At 41.7% G+C, this 14,621-nt stretch carries 18 protein-coding genes; 12 read left to right on the top strand and 6 right to left on the bottom strand.

Annotated elements, in window-relative coordinates; all coding sequences use genetic code 11:
- Positions 1-185: 185 nt before the first annotated feature.
- On the bottom strand, positions 186-1,310 hold the full coding sequence (locus A9970_RS12440) for an agmatine/peptidylarginine deiminase (protein WP_182982495.1): 1,125 nt from the start codon (positions 1,308-1,310) through the stop codon (positions 186-188).
- 70 nt (positions 1,311-1,380) lie between these two features.
- A complete protein-coding gene (locus tag A9970_RS12435; protein WP_182982494.1) occupies positions 1,381-2,205 on the bottom strand; it encodes a GyrI-like domain-containing protein in 825 nt (274 codons plus the stop codon).
- Between the two features lie 91 nt (positions 2,206-2,296).
- Between A9970_RS12435 and A9970_RS12430 the strand changes: the two genes are divergently transcribed.
- The 3 genes from A9970_RS12430 (at position 2,297) to A9970_RS12420 (ending at position 4,025) form a co-directional block, all read left to right on the top strand.
- Positions 2,297-2,737 (top strand): hypothetical protein, encoded by a 441-nt coding sequence (locus tag A9970_RS12430; protein ID WP_259655385.1) that lies wholly within the window; start codon positions 2,297-2,299, stop codon positions 2,735-2,737.
- Positions 2,738-3,120: 383 nt separating this feature from the next.
- Positions 3,121-3,372: an FUSC family protein gene (locus tag A9970_RS12425; protein WP_182982493.1), complete on the top strand. Its 252-nt coding sequence runs from the start codon at positions 3,121-3,123 to the stop codon at positions 3,370-3,372.
- Between the two features lie 53 nt (positions 3,373-3,425).
- Positions 3,426-4,025 (top strand): hypothetical protein, encoded by a 600-nt coding sequence (locus A9970_RS12420; protein ID WP_159729383.1) that lies wholly within the window; start codon positions 3,426-3,428, stop codon positions 4,023-4,025.
- A gap of 95 nt (positions 4,026-4,120) precedes the next feature.
- Here A9970_RS12420 and A9970_RS12415 read toward each other — a convergent pair whose 3' ends face one another.
- Positions 4,121-4,510, bottom strand: coding sequence for a VOC family protein (locus A9970_RS12415; protein ID WP_182982492.1), 390 nt, complete (start codon positions 4,508-4,510; stop codon positions 4,121-4,123).
- A 75-nt stretch (positions 4,511-4,585) separates the two neighbouring features.
- Here A9970_RS12415 and A9970_RS12410 point away from each other — a divergent pair, with 75 nt between their 5' ends.
- The 4 genes from A9970_RS12410 (at position 4,586) to A9970_RS12395 (ending at position 7,590) form a co-directional block, all read left to right on the top strand.
- Positions 4,586-5,755, top strand: a complete 1,170-nt coding sequence (locus A9970_RS12410) for an MFS transporter (protein ID WP_182982491.1) — start codon at positions 4,586-4,588, stop codon at positions 5,753-5,755.
- Between the two features lie 4 nt (positions 5,756-5,759).
- On the top strand, positions 5,760-6,509 hold the full coding sequence (locus A9970_RS12405) for a DeoR/GlpR family DNA-binding transcription regulator (protein WP_182982490.1): 750 nt from the start codon (positions 5,760-5,762) through the stop codon (positions 6,507-6,509).
- 176 nt (positions 6,510-6,685) lie between these two features.
- A complete protein-coding gene (locus tag A9970_RS12400) occupies positions 6,686-7,219 on the top strand; it encodes a hypothetical protein (protein ID WP_182982489.1) in 534 nt (177 codons plus the stop codon).
- Positions 7,220-7,287: 68 nt separating this feature from the next.
- Positions 7,288-7,590, top strand: coding sequence for a hypothetical protein (locus tag A9970_RS12395; protein WP_182982488.1), 303 nt, complete (start codon positions 7,288-7,290; stop codon positions 7,588-7,590).
- A 7-nt stretch (positions 7,591-7,597) separates the two neighbouring features.
- Here A9970_RS12395 and A9970_RS12390 read toward each other — a convergent pair whose 3' ends face one another.
- Positions 7,598-8,152: an SMI1/KNR4 family protein gene (locus A9970_RS12390; RefSeq protein ID WP_182982487.1), complete on the bottom strand. Its 555-nt coding sequence runs from the start codon at positions 8,150-8,152 to the stop codon at positions 7,598-7,600.
- Positions 8,153-8,385: 233 nt separating this feature from the next.
- Here A9970_RS12390 and A9970_RS12385 point away from each other — a divergent pair, with 233 nt between their 5' ends.
- From A9970_RS12385 to A9970_RS12375, 3 genes are all read left to right on the top strand, one after another.
- Positions 8,386-8,910: a hypothetical protein gene (locus A9970_RS12385; protein WP_182329598.1), complete on the top strand. Its 525-nt coding sequence runs from the start codon at positions 8,386-8,388 to the stop codon at positions 8,908-8,910.
- Positions 8,911-8,918: 8 nt separating this feature from the next.
- Positions 8,919-9,728: an AraC family transcriptional regulator gene (locus A9970_RS28910; protein ID WP_182982486.1), complete on the top strand. Its 810-nt coding sequence runs from the start codon at positions 8,919-8,921 to the stop codon at positions 9,726-9,728.
- A 71-nt stretch (positions 9,729-9,799) separates the two neighbouring features.
- Positions 9,800-11,440: a serine hydrolase gene (locus A9970_RS12375; protein ID WP_182982485.1), complete on the top strand. Its 1,641-nt coding sequence runs from the start codon at positions 9,800-9,802 to the stop codon at positions 11,438-11,440.
- 20 nt (positions 11,441-11,460) lie between these two features.
- Here the strand turns inward: A9970_RS12375 and A9970_RS12370 are convergent, their stop codons facing one another.
- A complete protein-coding gene (locus tag A9970_RS12370; RefSeq protein WP_182329596.1) occupies positions 11,461-12,375 on the bottom strand; it encodes an AraC family transcriptional regulator in 915 nt (304 codons plus the stop codon).
- 74 nt (positions 12,376-12,449) lie between these two features.
- Complete coding sequence (locus A9970_RS12365; protein ID WP_182982484.1) at positions 12,450-13,298, bottom strand: SDR family NAD(P)-dependent oxidoreductase; 849 nt, start codon at positions 13,296-13,298, stop codon at positions 12,450-12,452.
- Positions 13,299-13,508: 210 nt separating this feature from the next.
- Between A9970_RS12365 and A9970_RS12360 the strand changes: the two genes are divergently transcribed.
- Positions 13,509-13,970 (top strand): redoxin domain-containing protein, encoded by a 462-nt coding sequence (locus A9970_RS12360; protein WP_182982483.1) that lies wholly within the window; start codon positions 13,509-13,511, stop codon positions 13,968-13,970.
- 2 nt (positions 13,971-13,972) lie between these two features.
- Positions 13,973-14,482, top strand: coding sequence for a thioredoxin domain-containing protein (locus tag A9970_RS12355; RefSeq protein ID WP_182982482.1), 510 nt, complete (start codon positions 13,973-13,975; stop codon positions 14,480-14,482).
- The last annotated feature ends 139 nt before the right edge of the window (positions 14,483-14,621 follow it).

The following is a 14,621-nucleotide window of genomic DNA, read 5'->3' as shown; positions in this document are numbered from 1 at the left end:
TGCTCAGGTTTTGGATTTGAGAAAGGCAGCTGTTCTTATATTTCTTCGAAAACGTTTGAGTACCCGCTACTGTTCTGTTGCCGACATCGATCTGATCCCTAGGGAAGGGCCATGATGTGGTAAAGTACCCTTTGTCTATCTGAAAAAGCGGCCCGCTCTTCTTAGACCGGCCGCTTTTTTTATTCCTATTTGGGCTGTTGTTGTGTAACACAGTGGATCATTCCGCCATTTGCAAATAAATTGCGGCAGTCGATCCCGACGACTTTTTTATCAGGGTACAGTTGTTGGATCTTTTGATTTGCCACCGCGTCGTTAGGATCGTTGTAATTGGGAACCAGTACGCGATTGTTGGCAATGTAATAGTTGATATAGGAGGCTCGACCCACATTCTTTCCGTAAGTAGTCAATACATCATTTTTGGTCAGCGGAAGTTCTACAAATTGATAGGGTTTACCCTGTTTGTCGCTTGCTAGGTACAGCTTTTCGATATCACGATCTGGGACCTGCCAGTAGGCCAGATCATCGAGATTCATTGTAATAATGGTGCCGGAATTGGCAAATCGTGCAAAGCCATCGATGTGCATATCGGTGATGTCGAGGCCGGCCTTTCCATCCAGCCAGATAAATTTGCTGACGCCAAGGTATTTTGAAAATATGGCTTCCGCCTGCTGTTGCGTCATCCCTGGATTTCTGTTGCTGTTGAGGATAGCGCTTTTGCAGGCCATCAGTACACCATTGCCATCAATTTCTATACTTCCACCTTCGTTGATCATCACATTGTTGAGATTGACAACAGTGGTATGTGTAGCGGCGGCAATTTTCGTTGGGATAGCGTTGCAGTTGTTGTAATCAGCTTTATTTCCCCAACCATTAAAACCCCAGTCCTGGATAACGATCTGTCCATTTTTATCTTTTACAAAGATTGGCCCATTATCCCGTACCCAAAAATCATCGGTAGGATATTGCATGAAATCAACACTGTTGAGCATAACGCCAGCTTCGTTGAGTAAATTTATAATACGTTGCTGTTCTTTCTCATCATAAGCTATGATATGGACGCGTTCACTCTGTGCGAGTTCCTTGGTCATGGCTACCCAGGTTGCATCCAGCCGATTGGCGTAACTGCTGCCGTATTGATATTTGTGCGGCCACTGGAGCCAGGTGCCTTCGTGTGGAGCGGATTCTTCGGGCATGGTATATACCATTGCACTGTGATCGAGGGTATCCGTCAGGTCCATTTTTGACGATGGACTACAGGCGAATAGCATTAGCGGGAGTATGGTCAACATGATCATTTTCTTTTTGTGCATGATTTATTTGTTTTTTGACAGCACAAAAGTAGTCTGCCAAACTAGCTTAAAGTTGTCCGAAATTGACAACTTACTTCAACGGCAATAAAATATAAGTCAATTGATCTTCAGTATGAACGGTATCGTCGGCATGGGTTTCATATTTTTCGATAATCGGACTATGCGAAAACTCAAGTCCGGAATCAAAGATCCAGCGTGTATAAATTTTGGTATAGGTTTCATCTATGGTTTCATAACTGCCCAGATGCTTGAAACGGGCATATCGACCACCCAAGAGCATTTTTGAAGGTAATCTTTTCGTACAGGAATCTACCGTTGTACAAGCATCATAACGGCAACGGATGGTGGTTTTTATCAGGGGTTCGTCTGCAATAACACCATAATAAGAAATAGCGGAACTTTTAAAATTATCTTGAAGCAGCCTGTCCCACAGCCCTTCGATGGCTTCGGGGTCATAATCGCATTGGATGCTCCGGTAATAGACCTGAGTCGGGGCGAGATAGACGATTTCGGGTTTTAAGAGTTGGTCGGACCAAGCCGGTACAGGACTTGGGCCGCAAAGCAGCGCTGCCTTGCCAGCTCTGGCTTCTTTGGGTGAAATGCCAAAATGTTGTTTGAAGGCCTTAGAAAATGAAGCAATATTAGCAAAACCAACCTCGAGTCCAATGGACGTTAGGGGCTCGCTTGTATAGAGAATCCGTTTATAGGCATTTTCAATTTTTAGCCTTTGCTGAAAAGAGCCAATGGTCTCTCCACAGCTGTATTTAAAAATACGCTGGATGTTGCGGTAGGAATAATGGGAAATATCTTCCAGTTCCTTTATTGCAATAGGTTGATCATAATGTTTTTCGACAAAATTGATTACGCTGTAAATGCAATTTAGCTGGTTTTCCATATCCAATATTTGTTGGTATCCTTTGACAAGCTAAAAATACGTTTTTTAGAGATATCAATCACAGCAGTAAGATTATATGAACTGCAAGGGTATGAAAAATCAAACAATTTTACATCGAATGATGTACTTTAAGAAAAAAGTTATGGATAAATCACCTATGCAGAAGATTGCACGAGTTGGATTAGGAGCCTTTTTGGTTGTAGCCGGTATTGGACATCTGTCCTTCGCCCGCAAGGAATTTCAGGCTCAGGTGCCCGACTGGGTTCCGATCGCTAAAGATGATACGGTTGTATATTCCGGTATTGCGGAAATTGCTTTGGGTGCTGCACTGATTTTCGCGCCTACTAAACAGCGATCGAAAGTCGGAAAAATCGCAGCAGCGTTTTTTGCAGCTGTGTTTCCCGGAAATATTGCCCAATATAAAGACCATCGCGACGGCTTTGGATTGGATACGGATGGAAAGCGGCTTGCCCGTTTATTTTTTCAGCCCATATTGGTTGCTTGGGCTTTGAAAAGTACATGCAAAAGTTGATCGGATGAAAACTGATGGAAACAAACTGATTTTTTGAGACACCAAACCTAAACGATCGACCAGATGGATGGCTGAGGAAAGAGCAGGTTTGTTCTTTATACCAAATTATACCTAATCGCAATATTCAACCAATCTTTAGACAGTGATTGTTCAGTGTTTATTCAGTTTACACTGAGCAAGCACTGAACAATCACTGAGCAATCACTGAACAAGCATTGAGCAAATTCCGTAATAGATAGTAATTTGGTTACTCTTCGATCCTGATTTTTAACACCTAAATATTAAATTTAACGGCTACTATTTTTCATTTTCTTCCTGTCCGTTTAAATAATTATATTCGCATCAAACATATAAAATAACTAACCTATAAAAGTACAGACCAGATGGAAGAAAAGAAATTAAATGAACTGAGCAATGAAGAGTTATTGGTTCTCAAAAAGAAAGCTAAACCCACGAAAATAATCAATGCATCGATTATTGGCTTTTGTTTGGGGATCGCTGCCTACAGTATATTCGTAGCCGGTTTAACCTGGCCTACAATTTTCCCATTGATATTGGCCATTTTGTTCTTTAAATATTTTGGAAAAAATGAGAAAGCACTGGATGCGGAGTTGAAAGTCCGAAATCTGAAATAGAAAAAGAAAACCATTGCAGCTGCGCTGTTGTTTATTTTAAAAAACAGCTTAAGATGAGAAGGGAACAAATAGAAGCATGGGTAGCGCAAGGTTACAATGTGCTTGAGCACAGGAAGCCCAAAGTTGTACAGGGCGATATCTGGTCGTATCTCAATCAGTGTGATGGCCATGGTACCGATGTATATGCGCTTTCTGAATTGCAGCAATGGTCGGATAGGGAACTTGCAGAAATGGAACTGAAAAAATACGCTAATCAGTACGGACAGATGGGCGAGAAGCTGTTTCTGCGAAATGATGCAATCCGAAATAAAGAATTTGATAAGTATGAAGCCTTCCTGTTGCTTTTTTTTCCGGACAGTGTCGAAAAAGAGCTGGAGGAAGCACGGTTTTTGGCAGAGCGTGTGAAACGTGTTAGCAAGGAAGAAATGGAAAAATGGACGCTGGCCCACACAATCAATGTGCTGATATCTGATCTTCATTGCCTGGACTATGGGTCCATTATGAGCGGGATGGTGATGCCATCCGAAGATGTGGTCACTTATACCGACGACGGGCTCAGTGATACCATTGATTGCCATGTTACGCCGATGGAGTTTTTCGCTCATACCAACCATGACTATTACTGGATCGATCCTGTCATAAGAAAATCCTAATGGAAGCCCTTATAAGAGCCTTTTAGGCTTATTTTTCATGCAGAATAAGGTAAAGCATCCCGATAGTGTTCGGGATGCTTTATTTTTTGAACTATTTAAGCTACAATTTCTATTGGATTTCCCTCCGGATCAAGCACGACGCTTTCATAATAACCATCCCCCGTAGTACGGGGCTCGCTTTCGACGATATAACCATCCGACCGTAATTGCTCGGTCAAATTATCGACAGCCTCCTTTCCACCGACGCTAATGGCCAGATGAGTATAGCCTTTGTTCAGGCTCCTATCAGCCGCGGCAGTAGTAATATCAATACGATTCATAATCTCCAAACGCGCGCCGGATTCGCGGAATTTAAGGAAGTAGGATGAAAACCCTTTCTTCGGGTTATGGTACTTTTCTCCGCTTACAGTACCAAAGTATTTGGCGTAAAAAGCACGTGTTTTCTCAAGATCATCGACCCATAGGGCGAGGTGTTCTATTCGCATGGCAAATCTTTTTGTTTAATTATATTGCAATATTATGCGAATTTGCATAATATTGCAATATAAAATTTATGAGATATGTTGAACGAATCGATATTAAAGGCTAAGGTAGCGACACAGGTTATGTTTTTGGTATGCGGCCTCGTGTTATCAAGCTGGGCACCGATGGTACCATTCGCCAAGGACCGTCTTGGTCTGAATGACGGAGAACTGGGGCTTTTACTGTTATGTTTGGGTGGTGGTGCTCTATTAACGATGCCGCTTTCCGGGTTTTTCATCGGGAAAGTTGGGAGCAGAAAGGTGATTTTGATTTCAGGTTTGATAGCTGCCGTAGTGCTCCCTGTATTGTTGATGGTAAGCAATAGCTATTTGATGGGCTGTGTTCTTTTTATATTTGGCTGCAGTATAGGTGGTATAGATGTGGCGATGAATGCACATGGTGTGCAGGTTCAAAATGCAATGGGTAAACCGATAATGTCATCTTTACATGGGCTGTTCAGTGTAGGAGGACTATTTGGATCGATCGGCTTGGGTTTTCTGATAAAGATGGGGTTAGTTCCTATTTATGCAGCCGTTACTATAGCCATTCTTTTAATACTGCTACTGATCTTACAATATCGAAAGTTGCTGAGCTACCAAAAGGAAAAAGAAATCATTGTCCAGTTTTCCCATATTGATGAAACTCAGGTTTCAAAAAAAAGATTTCAATGGCTTAGGTGGAGTGTGCTGATACTTGGGCTGATGTGTTTTATTGCCTTTTTGTCTGAGGGAGCGATGTTGGACTGGAGTGCGATTTTCTTGCGGGATCACAAAGGAGTATCTCCTGAGTTTACGGGAATTGGATATGCGGCATTCTCAGTTGCGATGGCGGTCATGAGATTGCAGGGAGACCGATTAGTAAGTAAACTGAATAGTAAGGTTGTGGTGATAGGTGGTAGCTTGTTGGCCTCGTTGGGCATTTTGATCGTAGTGTGTAGTCCTTGGTTATCGTTAACGCTCATTGGATTTGTCCTTTTGGGACTGGGAGCCGCCAATATTGTCCCTGTATTTTTTAGCGAGGGTGGACGGATTGAAGGACTTTCGCCGACGGTAGCCATTCCGGTTATTTCAACAATGGGTTATGCCGGTCAGTTGGCAGGGCCGGCGCTTTTAGGAGCTATTGCGCAGCATTTTTCTTTGATCATTGCTTTCGAAACAATAGCTTTGCTTTTTCTAGTGGTAGCTCTTATCTATAAAATCAGGAAGTAATAGCATGTTAAAAGAAGAACGTTTTGAGATAATCCTCCGCGAATTAGCGGTCCGGAGGAAGGTGAAGTTTGAAGAGCTAGCGGTGTTGTTGGCGGTATCGGAAGATACTGTCCGCCGCGATATAGACCTTCTCTATCGGAACGGCTTGCTTTCCAAGACCAGGGGTGGTGCTATATTGCGAGAAAAAGATCCGCTGACTTTCCAGGATAGGCAATCGTTTCTGACCAAAGAAAAAGACATTATCGCATTAAAAGTACAGCCATTTCTGAAAGATGGCATGACCCTTTTTGTGGATGGTGGCACCACGACATGGGCCGTAGTGAATGCTATGCCATTGGATATCCGGATTCGGATGGTTACAAATAATTTTTCCATCGTGCCGCTGCTCGAGAAGTTCAAAAATGTGGAACTTATTTTTTTGGGTGGTAATTTTGAACCCGATCTGGCTGTAACTTCAGGTATCACAACCTGTATGGAAGTTGCTAAATATAATGCCGATATCTTTATCATGGGAACTTGTGCTGTAGATCCTGAGCTCGGTGTTTCGGCAGCGTCAGCTGCAGATGGAGAAACCAAAAAGATAATGGTTCAATGTGCAAAGAAAACAATAGCCTTAGCCAGCCAGAATAAGCTTTACCAAGGTGAACTGTTTAGGGTATGTCCAATAGATTCGCTCACGGCATTGATCACAGACCTGGACTCAAATGATCCTGAATTGAATCCCTTTAGAAATATGGATCTGCAGATTGTCTAGCCAATTGACAGAATGAGGAATGTATCCGACGTTTCTATAACCATCCGACAGGTGAGGAAAATATATGGAATTGGATGAACAATTGCATCTGAATTTTAGTAGGTGCGTTGTTAACACATTCATTTGAAATCAGCATTTATTGTTTTCTTCCGTTTAGTGTAAAGACCAATAGTATTATGAAGCTAAGGACTTATTTAATTTTTGTTGCTTTTTGTTGTCTCTTGACGCTATTTTTATCCTGTGGTTCCAAAGAGAAACAGCGGGAAAAGGAGTTACGGATTTTGTTCAGTCGCGAATTCGTTGATGAGCAGTATGGTCAAGAAAGATACTTGAGTGATTCTTATAGAAATCATGCGGTTGATTTTTTTGCGGCCAAGAATGATACAGTTCCATTAGCGAAATGGGATATTCTTCTTGATGAAATGGATAAGTTAAAGCGGTACAAACCTGAAATGAATGATGTAGGGCATAAACATAATTATTGCGCGAATCTAGAGATTGAGTTTTTTGATCATGAAAAATCCTTATGTCAATTATGTTTGAATCCAGATAATAGAACTTTAAGGCTGAATTATTTGGTGTATGAGGCTTCTCCTGAACTGATTTCTTTTTTTTGTAATTACATTTCGGCAGATTCGGCAGCTCTGGCTTCGAGTGGAAAAAGCAACTATGTGAAAAAAGTAATGTTTAATGACAGGAGCGTAAAGTGAACGTGGTCAACAAAAACCGATGGATGCGTGTGGAGCTAATTGCTTAAAAGATAAAAGGTTATATAGTTATGGTGAAAAGAAGAGCGATAAAGATTTTACAACTGTTTACTGTTGTTTTTTGTGTGTTTTTCTTGAGTTGTAGCCATCATGTCGAAAAAAAGCTAGAGGCAGTAATCGATGACCTCAAAGATCTGGAACTGCCTCGGAAAATAGCTGATTCGCTTTGGCGTCGAGCAATTAATGCAGGGGATTTCAAGGCTTATAATGAAGTGTCAAATAATTATTTGCTTATCTTAAAAATACCTGAGTTGTATTATTATGCACAATTGATGGCAAATAGACAGGAATGTCCAAAAAAATCAGGACGATGAGTTTCTGTTAGTCCACCTTAAACCGTTTGGGATACTCGCCTGTGGTATCTAGGCTAAAAAAATCATCGAATTTTTCTTTAGGCGTATGGGCATAATAGTCATTAAGTAGCCCTAAAAAACCGTCAAGGTTAGGTGCAATAACATTCCGGTCATTGTCTTTATTCCAGTATTCAATCAATTGACCTGCCTGTCCCGTAAAGATTCCACCTAGATCATAGCAGATGTAACTTCCACCGCCGTTGTGGAATATAGGGATCCAACGTTCATTCCACCAGTTTTCGATTTCAAAGTCCATACCAATCATATGTGTCAGTTCCTGCGCTGTATCCAGCGCCTCTTCTAGTGGGATGAAAGTCGAATTGTTAACAAAGGCTTCATAACTTGTATTGCGTTGCCCATTTTTCCAGCGATAGAACGCTTTAAGATCGTGAGGTATCTCAATATCATATTTCTGTTCAAGGGCCCTAAAATCTTCTGCCGATAACGGGGATTGTAGATCGGTATACAGTTCAGGTCTTAGATTTTGGATATAACTGTCTAATGTCGCTAGCGTCTGTTGCATAATGGTCGATTTTTGATGCATCCATAAAGTTAGTCATAATTGCCTGAGTATGCGAATTATCATGTGCGCCAAGGATCGTAAGAAAAGTTAAAAATGTTAATAATTATTTAATGGGAATAAGTGTAAATTTATGTCAGCATAAAGCTGTAGCTATGTTCATCATTGGATAAAACGATAGCAGATGTTCAAGTGTTATTTATGCAGGTATCCTTTTTATAATTTACTGAATACGCATGAAAAAGATCGAACTAGTCCCACTTGTTGGGATTCAAATTGAAGGTATTGGTCAGGTTAATCTCGGTGCGGGCCGTGCTGAAGTTCAAAGTGTACTTGGTGCTCCTTCGGATGCGCTGGACGACCAATATTATTATGATGAACTCGAATTGAGACTTGATTTTAATGATCAGGGAACATTGGAATTTATAGAAAGCATTAATGGACCCTATCCAGAAAAAACTGAAATCAGTATCTATGGTGTTAATCCGTTTCAGGTCGAAGCGACCGAACTTGTAAGCATCCTGAGTGATAAAAACGCGGGTGAGGTTGATGATGCCGAAGCGGGATATTGCTATACATTTTTAAATAGCTCTGTTGGTGTCTGGAGACAGATTACTGAAGAGGATGTTCAGGAGGAGATTGAGGAAATCAAAGCCGATGGCGAATACGAAGACAATGCGGATATGCTGCTGGAGGACCTTAAAAAGTCAAAGTTCTTTTGGACGATTGGCATTGGAGTAGCGGGATATTACGCGGAATAAAGTAAGTCGTGGAGCAGCTCAGTGCAGGTACCTACTATGGTGCTATAAATAGGAAATTTAATTCCAATGAACTACTTGTTTCAGATGCTATTTATACACTGGAAAAAGTGGACTGGCATTACCATGAAAACCCTTATTTCACGTTTATTTTGGAAGGGAATTTGCTCGAGGGAAGCAAAAAGGGGATTCATCATTGTGCTGCTGGGGACCTGCTTTTTCATAATTGGCAAGACCCTCACTACAATAGAAAACCAGATGGCTGTACCCGGGGTTTTCATATTGAACTAAGCCCAAACTGGCACTGGAACGAGATGGCGGCGCTGCATCTGCTGGAAGGCAATATGGATATTCATCTGCCAGAGGTAAGGCTGCTCTTCCATAAACTCTTTTGGGAATCTTTTGATCAGGATAATAGTTCGGGACTTGCAATGGACAGTTTGTTGTTACATGTGTTTTCTGTTTTGCATCGCGATCGGATAGTGAGCGAACGTAAAGTTCCGCAATGGGTTTATACGTTGCGGGATTATTTGCGGGCGAATTTTAGCAGTGAGCTGAATCTGACGACTATCTCCCATACTGTCGATCTACATCCTGTTTATCTGTCCCGTGAATTTTCCCGATATTTTGGTGTAACGATGGGTGATTATATCCGCAAATTGAAAGTGGAAAATGCAGTGCTGCTGCTGCGTGAACCGACTCTTTCGCTAACCGAAATAGGCTATCAATCAGGTTTTGCGGATCAAAGTCATTTTATACGTTGTTTTAAAAGTTTGTTTGGATCCACACCTGGGGAATATCGCAACAAGATAAACGCTTAAAAAGTTAATTTCATTCTATTTTATTCATTTGGCTAATGCTATTTTTACACAAATAGATTGGAAAAAGCCTTATGAAATATCTTGTTTTATTTTTTTTATTCTGTTATCCGCTGTTGATCAATGCGCAACAACAATCGAAGCGGGATACATTACAGGTTCACTTTGATCAGGAAATGCCTGGTGAAATTTTGTTCACAAGCTCGCGGGAGCGGTTGCAAAAAGAAGAGTTTATGCCTAATTATGTGCTCTCACCGAAAAGTAATCTGTTTTTTGCTATCAAACTTCAAAAGCCATTGCTCTATTATCAAAAGATCCTAGCGCCAAAGCTTACGGATACCGAACTTTTTCAACAAGGTAATTTTCAGTTTACGTTATGGATAGATGGAAAAGTAATTTACAGAAGCAATTTATCTCCTGGCGCACCTCAGCAGGAGATACAGCAACAGGAGACGATCTTGAAACGTCCCCTGATCGATCAAATCAATGGACAGGGATCCTGGTCTGAATCTTTCTGGAACCGTTTTCTTTTTAATGGTGGTGAAAAGGCGTTAGCGGATGGGAAACATCATCTTAAGATGGAAATCAGACCTTACGTAAATACTGATAATCTGGTTGTTGGTGATATCATTGCAAGTGGTGAACTGCAGCTTTCTGTCAGCATGAACCCGGATATAAATCCGGATAAATATATGCTACAGTTGCCGGCGTCTTATCCTGGATTGAATTTATCAAAAGCAAAGTTTGACCGCCGTAGGATGCAGCAGCTAAAAGGAATGATTGAAGAGGGGATTTTTAAAAAGATAAACGGAATTGTGGTATTGGAACATGGGAATCTCCTGATAGAAGAATATTTCAATGGTGAAAATAGGGATAGCCTGCATGATCCCCGGTCCGTCGGCAAAACCTTTGCGTCGACTTTAACCGGGATGGCCATTGCGGATGGCTTTGTCAAGGACGAATATCAAACACTGGATCAATGCTATGATTTTACAAAATATCAACATCCTGATCCAGGTAAAAATAAAACAACCATTCGTGAATTGTTGACCATGAGTGCTGGCTTTGATGGTAACGATGAAGATCCCAATAGCCCCGGTAATGAGGAAAATATGTATCCCACAACAAATTGGGTAGACTTTACGTTAGATCTTCCTTTTCGAAAATCTCTGCAGGGACAATGGCATTATTTTACCGCTGGAGTCGTTGTATTGGGAGATCTGCTCCATAAACAAGTAGAAGGTGGATTGGAATCCTATGCAGACAAAAGACTGTTTGCCCCATTGGGAATACGGAAATACCGCTGGGAACACACCCCGCAAGGGCTGCCAAATACTGCGGGTGGTATTCGTATGAATGCACTTGATTTTGCGAAGTACGGCCAGCTCTATAAGAACGGTGGGCGCTGGAATGGCAAGCAGATCCTTCCGCAAGCCTGGGTTCAAAAGAGCCTTTCGAAACAGCTTATGATTCCTGAAAGGGAGAAAGAATATTATGGTTATCTGTTTTGGAACAAGTGCTTTAATGTTGGAAATAAGGCGTATGAAGCATATTATTGCGCTGGCAATGGCGGGAATTACATTATTGTTATGAACGACATTCCATATGTGATCGTTATTACAGCCAGCGCCTATGGTCAAGCTTATGCGCATAGGCAGGTCGACCGGATCGTCAGCGAATTTTTGCTTCCAGCCTTAATTAATGCTGGTAATTGATCGCTTTACAAAGTAGTTTTTTACTGAAACAGTTGCCTAAATTCCACGGGACTTTGTTGGGTATTCTTTTTGAAGACCTTACTGAACGACTGTGGATGTTCGAAACCTAGCTCATACGCGATTTCGCTGATGGAAAGGGAACTCGTACTTAGTCGCAATTTGGCATACTCGATCATTTTATGCTGGATATGCTGTTGGGTGTTCTGTTGTGTATAGATACGTAACAAGCTGCCCAAGTAGTTTGGCGATAAATTGAGCTGCTGCGCCAGAAAGCTGACTGTCGGTACACCATGCTCCACAAGTATGTGTTGCTGAAACTGTGTTGACAGTAACTGCTCAAATTTGGTGACCAGCTCTTGAGTCGATCGTTTGCGGGTGATAAATTGTCGTTCGTAAAATCGTTCGGCGTAAATCAGCAAGCGCTCAATCTGTTTGAGAATGAGTTCACGACTAAATTTATCGATATTAGACTGATACTCTTTTTCGATATTCTGCAGAATATCGACAATGATGGCTTCTTCTTTGTCTGAAAGAAAAAGCGCTTCATTGACCTGATATTGGAAAAAATCGTAGGAGTGAATATGTTTTGCCAATTCGCTGTTCCAGAGAAAATCGGGATGGATCAACAAAATCCAGCCGCTGGGTTGCGCCTGTACTTCCTGATTGATCTCCACTTTTAGAAATTGCAATGGTGAGACAAAGGTGAGTATGCCCGAGTCGAAGTCGTAGTGCTGCTGTCCATAATTGAACCTGGCATTTACATTTCGCTTTAAACCGATCGAATAAAAATGTTGTATCCAATTCAATTTGCTATCATTCACAGGGTAATGTACTTGACTATAATCAACCAGGCTGATCAATGGATGTTCGGGTTTAGGTAGTCCGCAAAAGCTGTGGAATTCCGAAAGGGAATGAAAGCGAAATGTATTCTCCATGTTGTAAATTTACTGAATTTTTAATTTGATTATTGTGAAATATCCTTGGAAGCACCTTATGCTGAACTAAGCTGTTATACGGATTGCTCGAAACCTGTTGACACGGTATAACTTTTCCATTTTTCGATTTCTGCCCTAAGCATGTTGATCTTGTTTTTGGCCAGTTCATACGCATCTTCGCCCATTAAAAAATGGACTGGAGGCTGCTCCAGCGTACTAAGCTCGATTAATAGGGTTGCTGCTTTCTGAGGATCGTTTGCCTGATTCCCGTGGATCTGATGCAGATGGGTGGCTTCGTTTTCTCGGGCAGTTACATAAGCTGCGATCGGATTGGCTGCTGTATGTAAGGATCCTTCAGATAAAAAATCAGTTCTGAAGTAGCCGGGGTAGACCAAGGTCGTGTGTACACCAAAAGGTTCCATTTCGACAGCGAGGGCTTCGGTAAAGCCTGCGACAGCAAATTTGGTGGAGCAATAAACACCAAAGGCTGGGTAATTTCCTGCGAGTCCACCGATAGATGCGATATTGAAAATATGTCCCGATTGTTGGCGTCGCATATGGGGGGCGATATGCCGGATGGCATTAAGGGATCCAAAGACATTCACTTCGAAGTTGCGGCGTGCTTCCCAATCACTGAGCTCCTCTAGGGTACCTGTCTGACCATATCCGGCATTGTTGACCAGTACATCAATCCTCCCGAAATAATCAACGGCCGATAGTACTGCCCGGGCAACGTCTTTGTCATCGGTAATGTCTACCTCAAGTGGGAGAAAATTTTCATGATCGCCGATTTCATCTTCTAGCGCCTGTTTTGTTCGTGATGTGGCAACCACAAGATAACCTTGGGCGAGCAATTCTTTAACGAGACTGAGACCTAGCCCTTTGGAAGCACCAGTGACGAACCATACCTTTTGTGATTTCATGTTTTTCTGTTTTTAAATAAATTGATGATACAAAGGTGGCCAATCGATCGATTTTGGATGTAGGCAGATCAACGGATCTTGTAGTCAGATCGTGGATAAGCTATTTTTTCTTTAAAACAATTTTTGCTTTTAAGTGCTTTATTTAAAGGTGATGCAGATCTTTTAAGGTTGTGCACCTTGAGATGGCAGTTAAACTTTAAAGACGTTGATATGTTAAAAAAAAATGATGTTGCCCCTGATTTTACTTTGTATGCGACCCCCGATCAAAAAATTAGCTTATCAGAATTTAAGGGGCATAATGTGATATTGGCATTTTACCCTGCAGATTGGAGTCCGGTATGTAGCGATCAGATGGCACTATATAATGAAATGCTCAAGTATTTTAAGAAATATGATGCCGAAATTATGGGTATTTCCGTTGACAGCAAATGGTGTCATATGGCGTTCGCACAGTCGCGAAAGCTACATTTTCCACTTCTAGCCGATTTTGAAGCTAAAGGAGAGGTCGCCAAAAAATATGGTGTTTACGATGAAGAAGAAGGTGAGTGCAAGCGCGCACTCTTTGTGATTGATAAGGAAGGGGTTATTGCTTGGAGTTATATGTCTCCGACGGCGGTCAATCCAGGTGCAGACGGTATTATCGAAGCATTGGAAAATCTTAAATTAAAATAATTATGTCATTGAAACCGAAGGTCAGCAATGCTGACCATATATTGGGAAATGGCCAGGCCGATCTGACCATCGTTGAATATGGGGATTATCAATGTCCACATTGCGGTGCAGCTCATCCCATAATAAAAGAAATGATGGCCGAACTGGGAAGCCAGATCAGGTTTGTATTCCGCAATTTTCCACTTTCGGAAATGCATCCTTATGCTCAACCCGCGGCATTGGCGGCGGAAGCGGCAGCACTGCAGGGAAAATTTTGGGAGATGCATGACGCTATTTTCGAAAACCAGAACTTGCTGAGTGCGAGATTGCTGTTGGATATCGCCGAGCAACTGGATTTGGACATGCCAAAGTTTAAATCTGATTTGCAGGACGAGGCGTTACAGGACCGTGTGGATGGTGATTTTGAAAGTGGTATGCTGAGTGGCGTTAATGGGACACCGACATTTTTTGTCAATGGACAGAAATTTGACGGTGGCGCGGAAGATCTGGTTCAAATATTAGGTGAAAACTGAATATATGATTACTATTTAAACACAGGTGCGCACACGACGAGAAGCCTTTTGCAGGAAAATAGGACCTATCGTAAAAAAACGAATGAACCGACTGTATAAATAACGAAATGTCGTTGTTTGTAAAATCACTTTTTGTTTT

The sequence above is a fragment of the Sphingobacterium sp. UME9 genome (assembly GCF_014170215.1).
In the GTDB taxonomy this organism is placed as follows: Bacteria; Bacteroidota; Bacteroidia; order Sphingobacteriales; family Sphingobacteriaceae; genus Sphingobacterium; species Sphingobacterium paramultivorum.
Note: the sequence above shows the minus strand (reverse complement) of the source record. Positions and strands in the feature narration are given on the sequence as shown.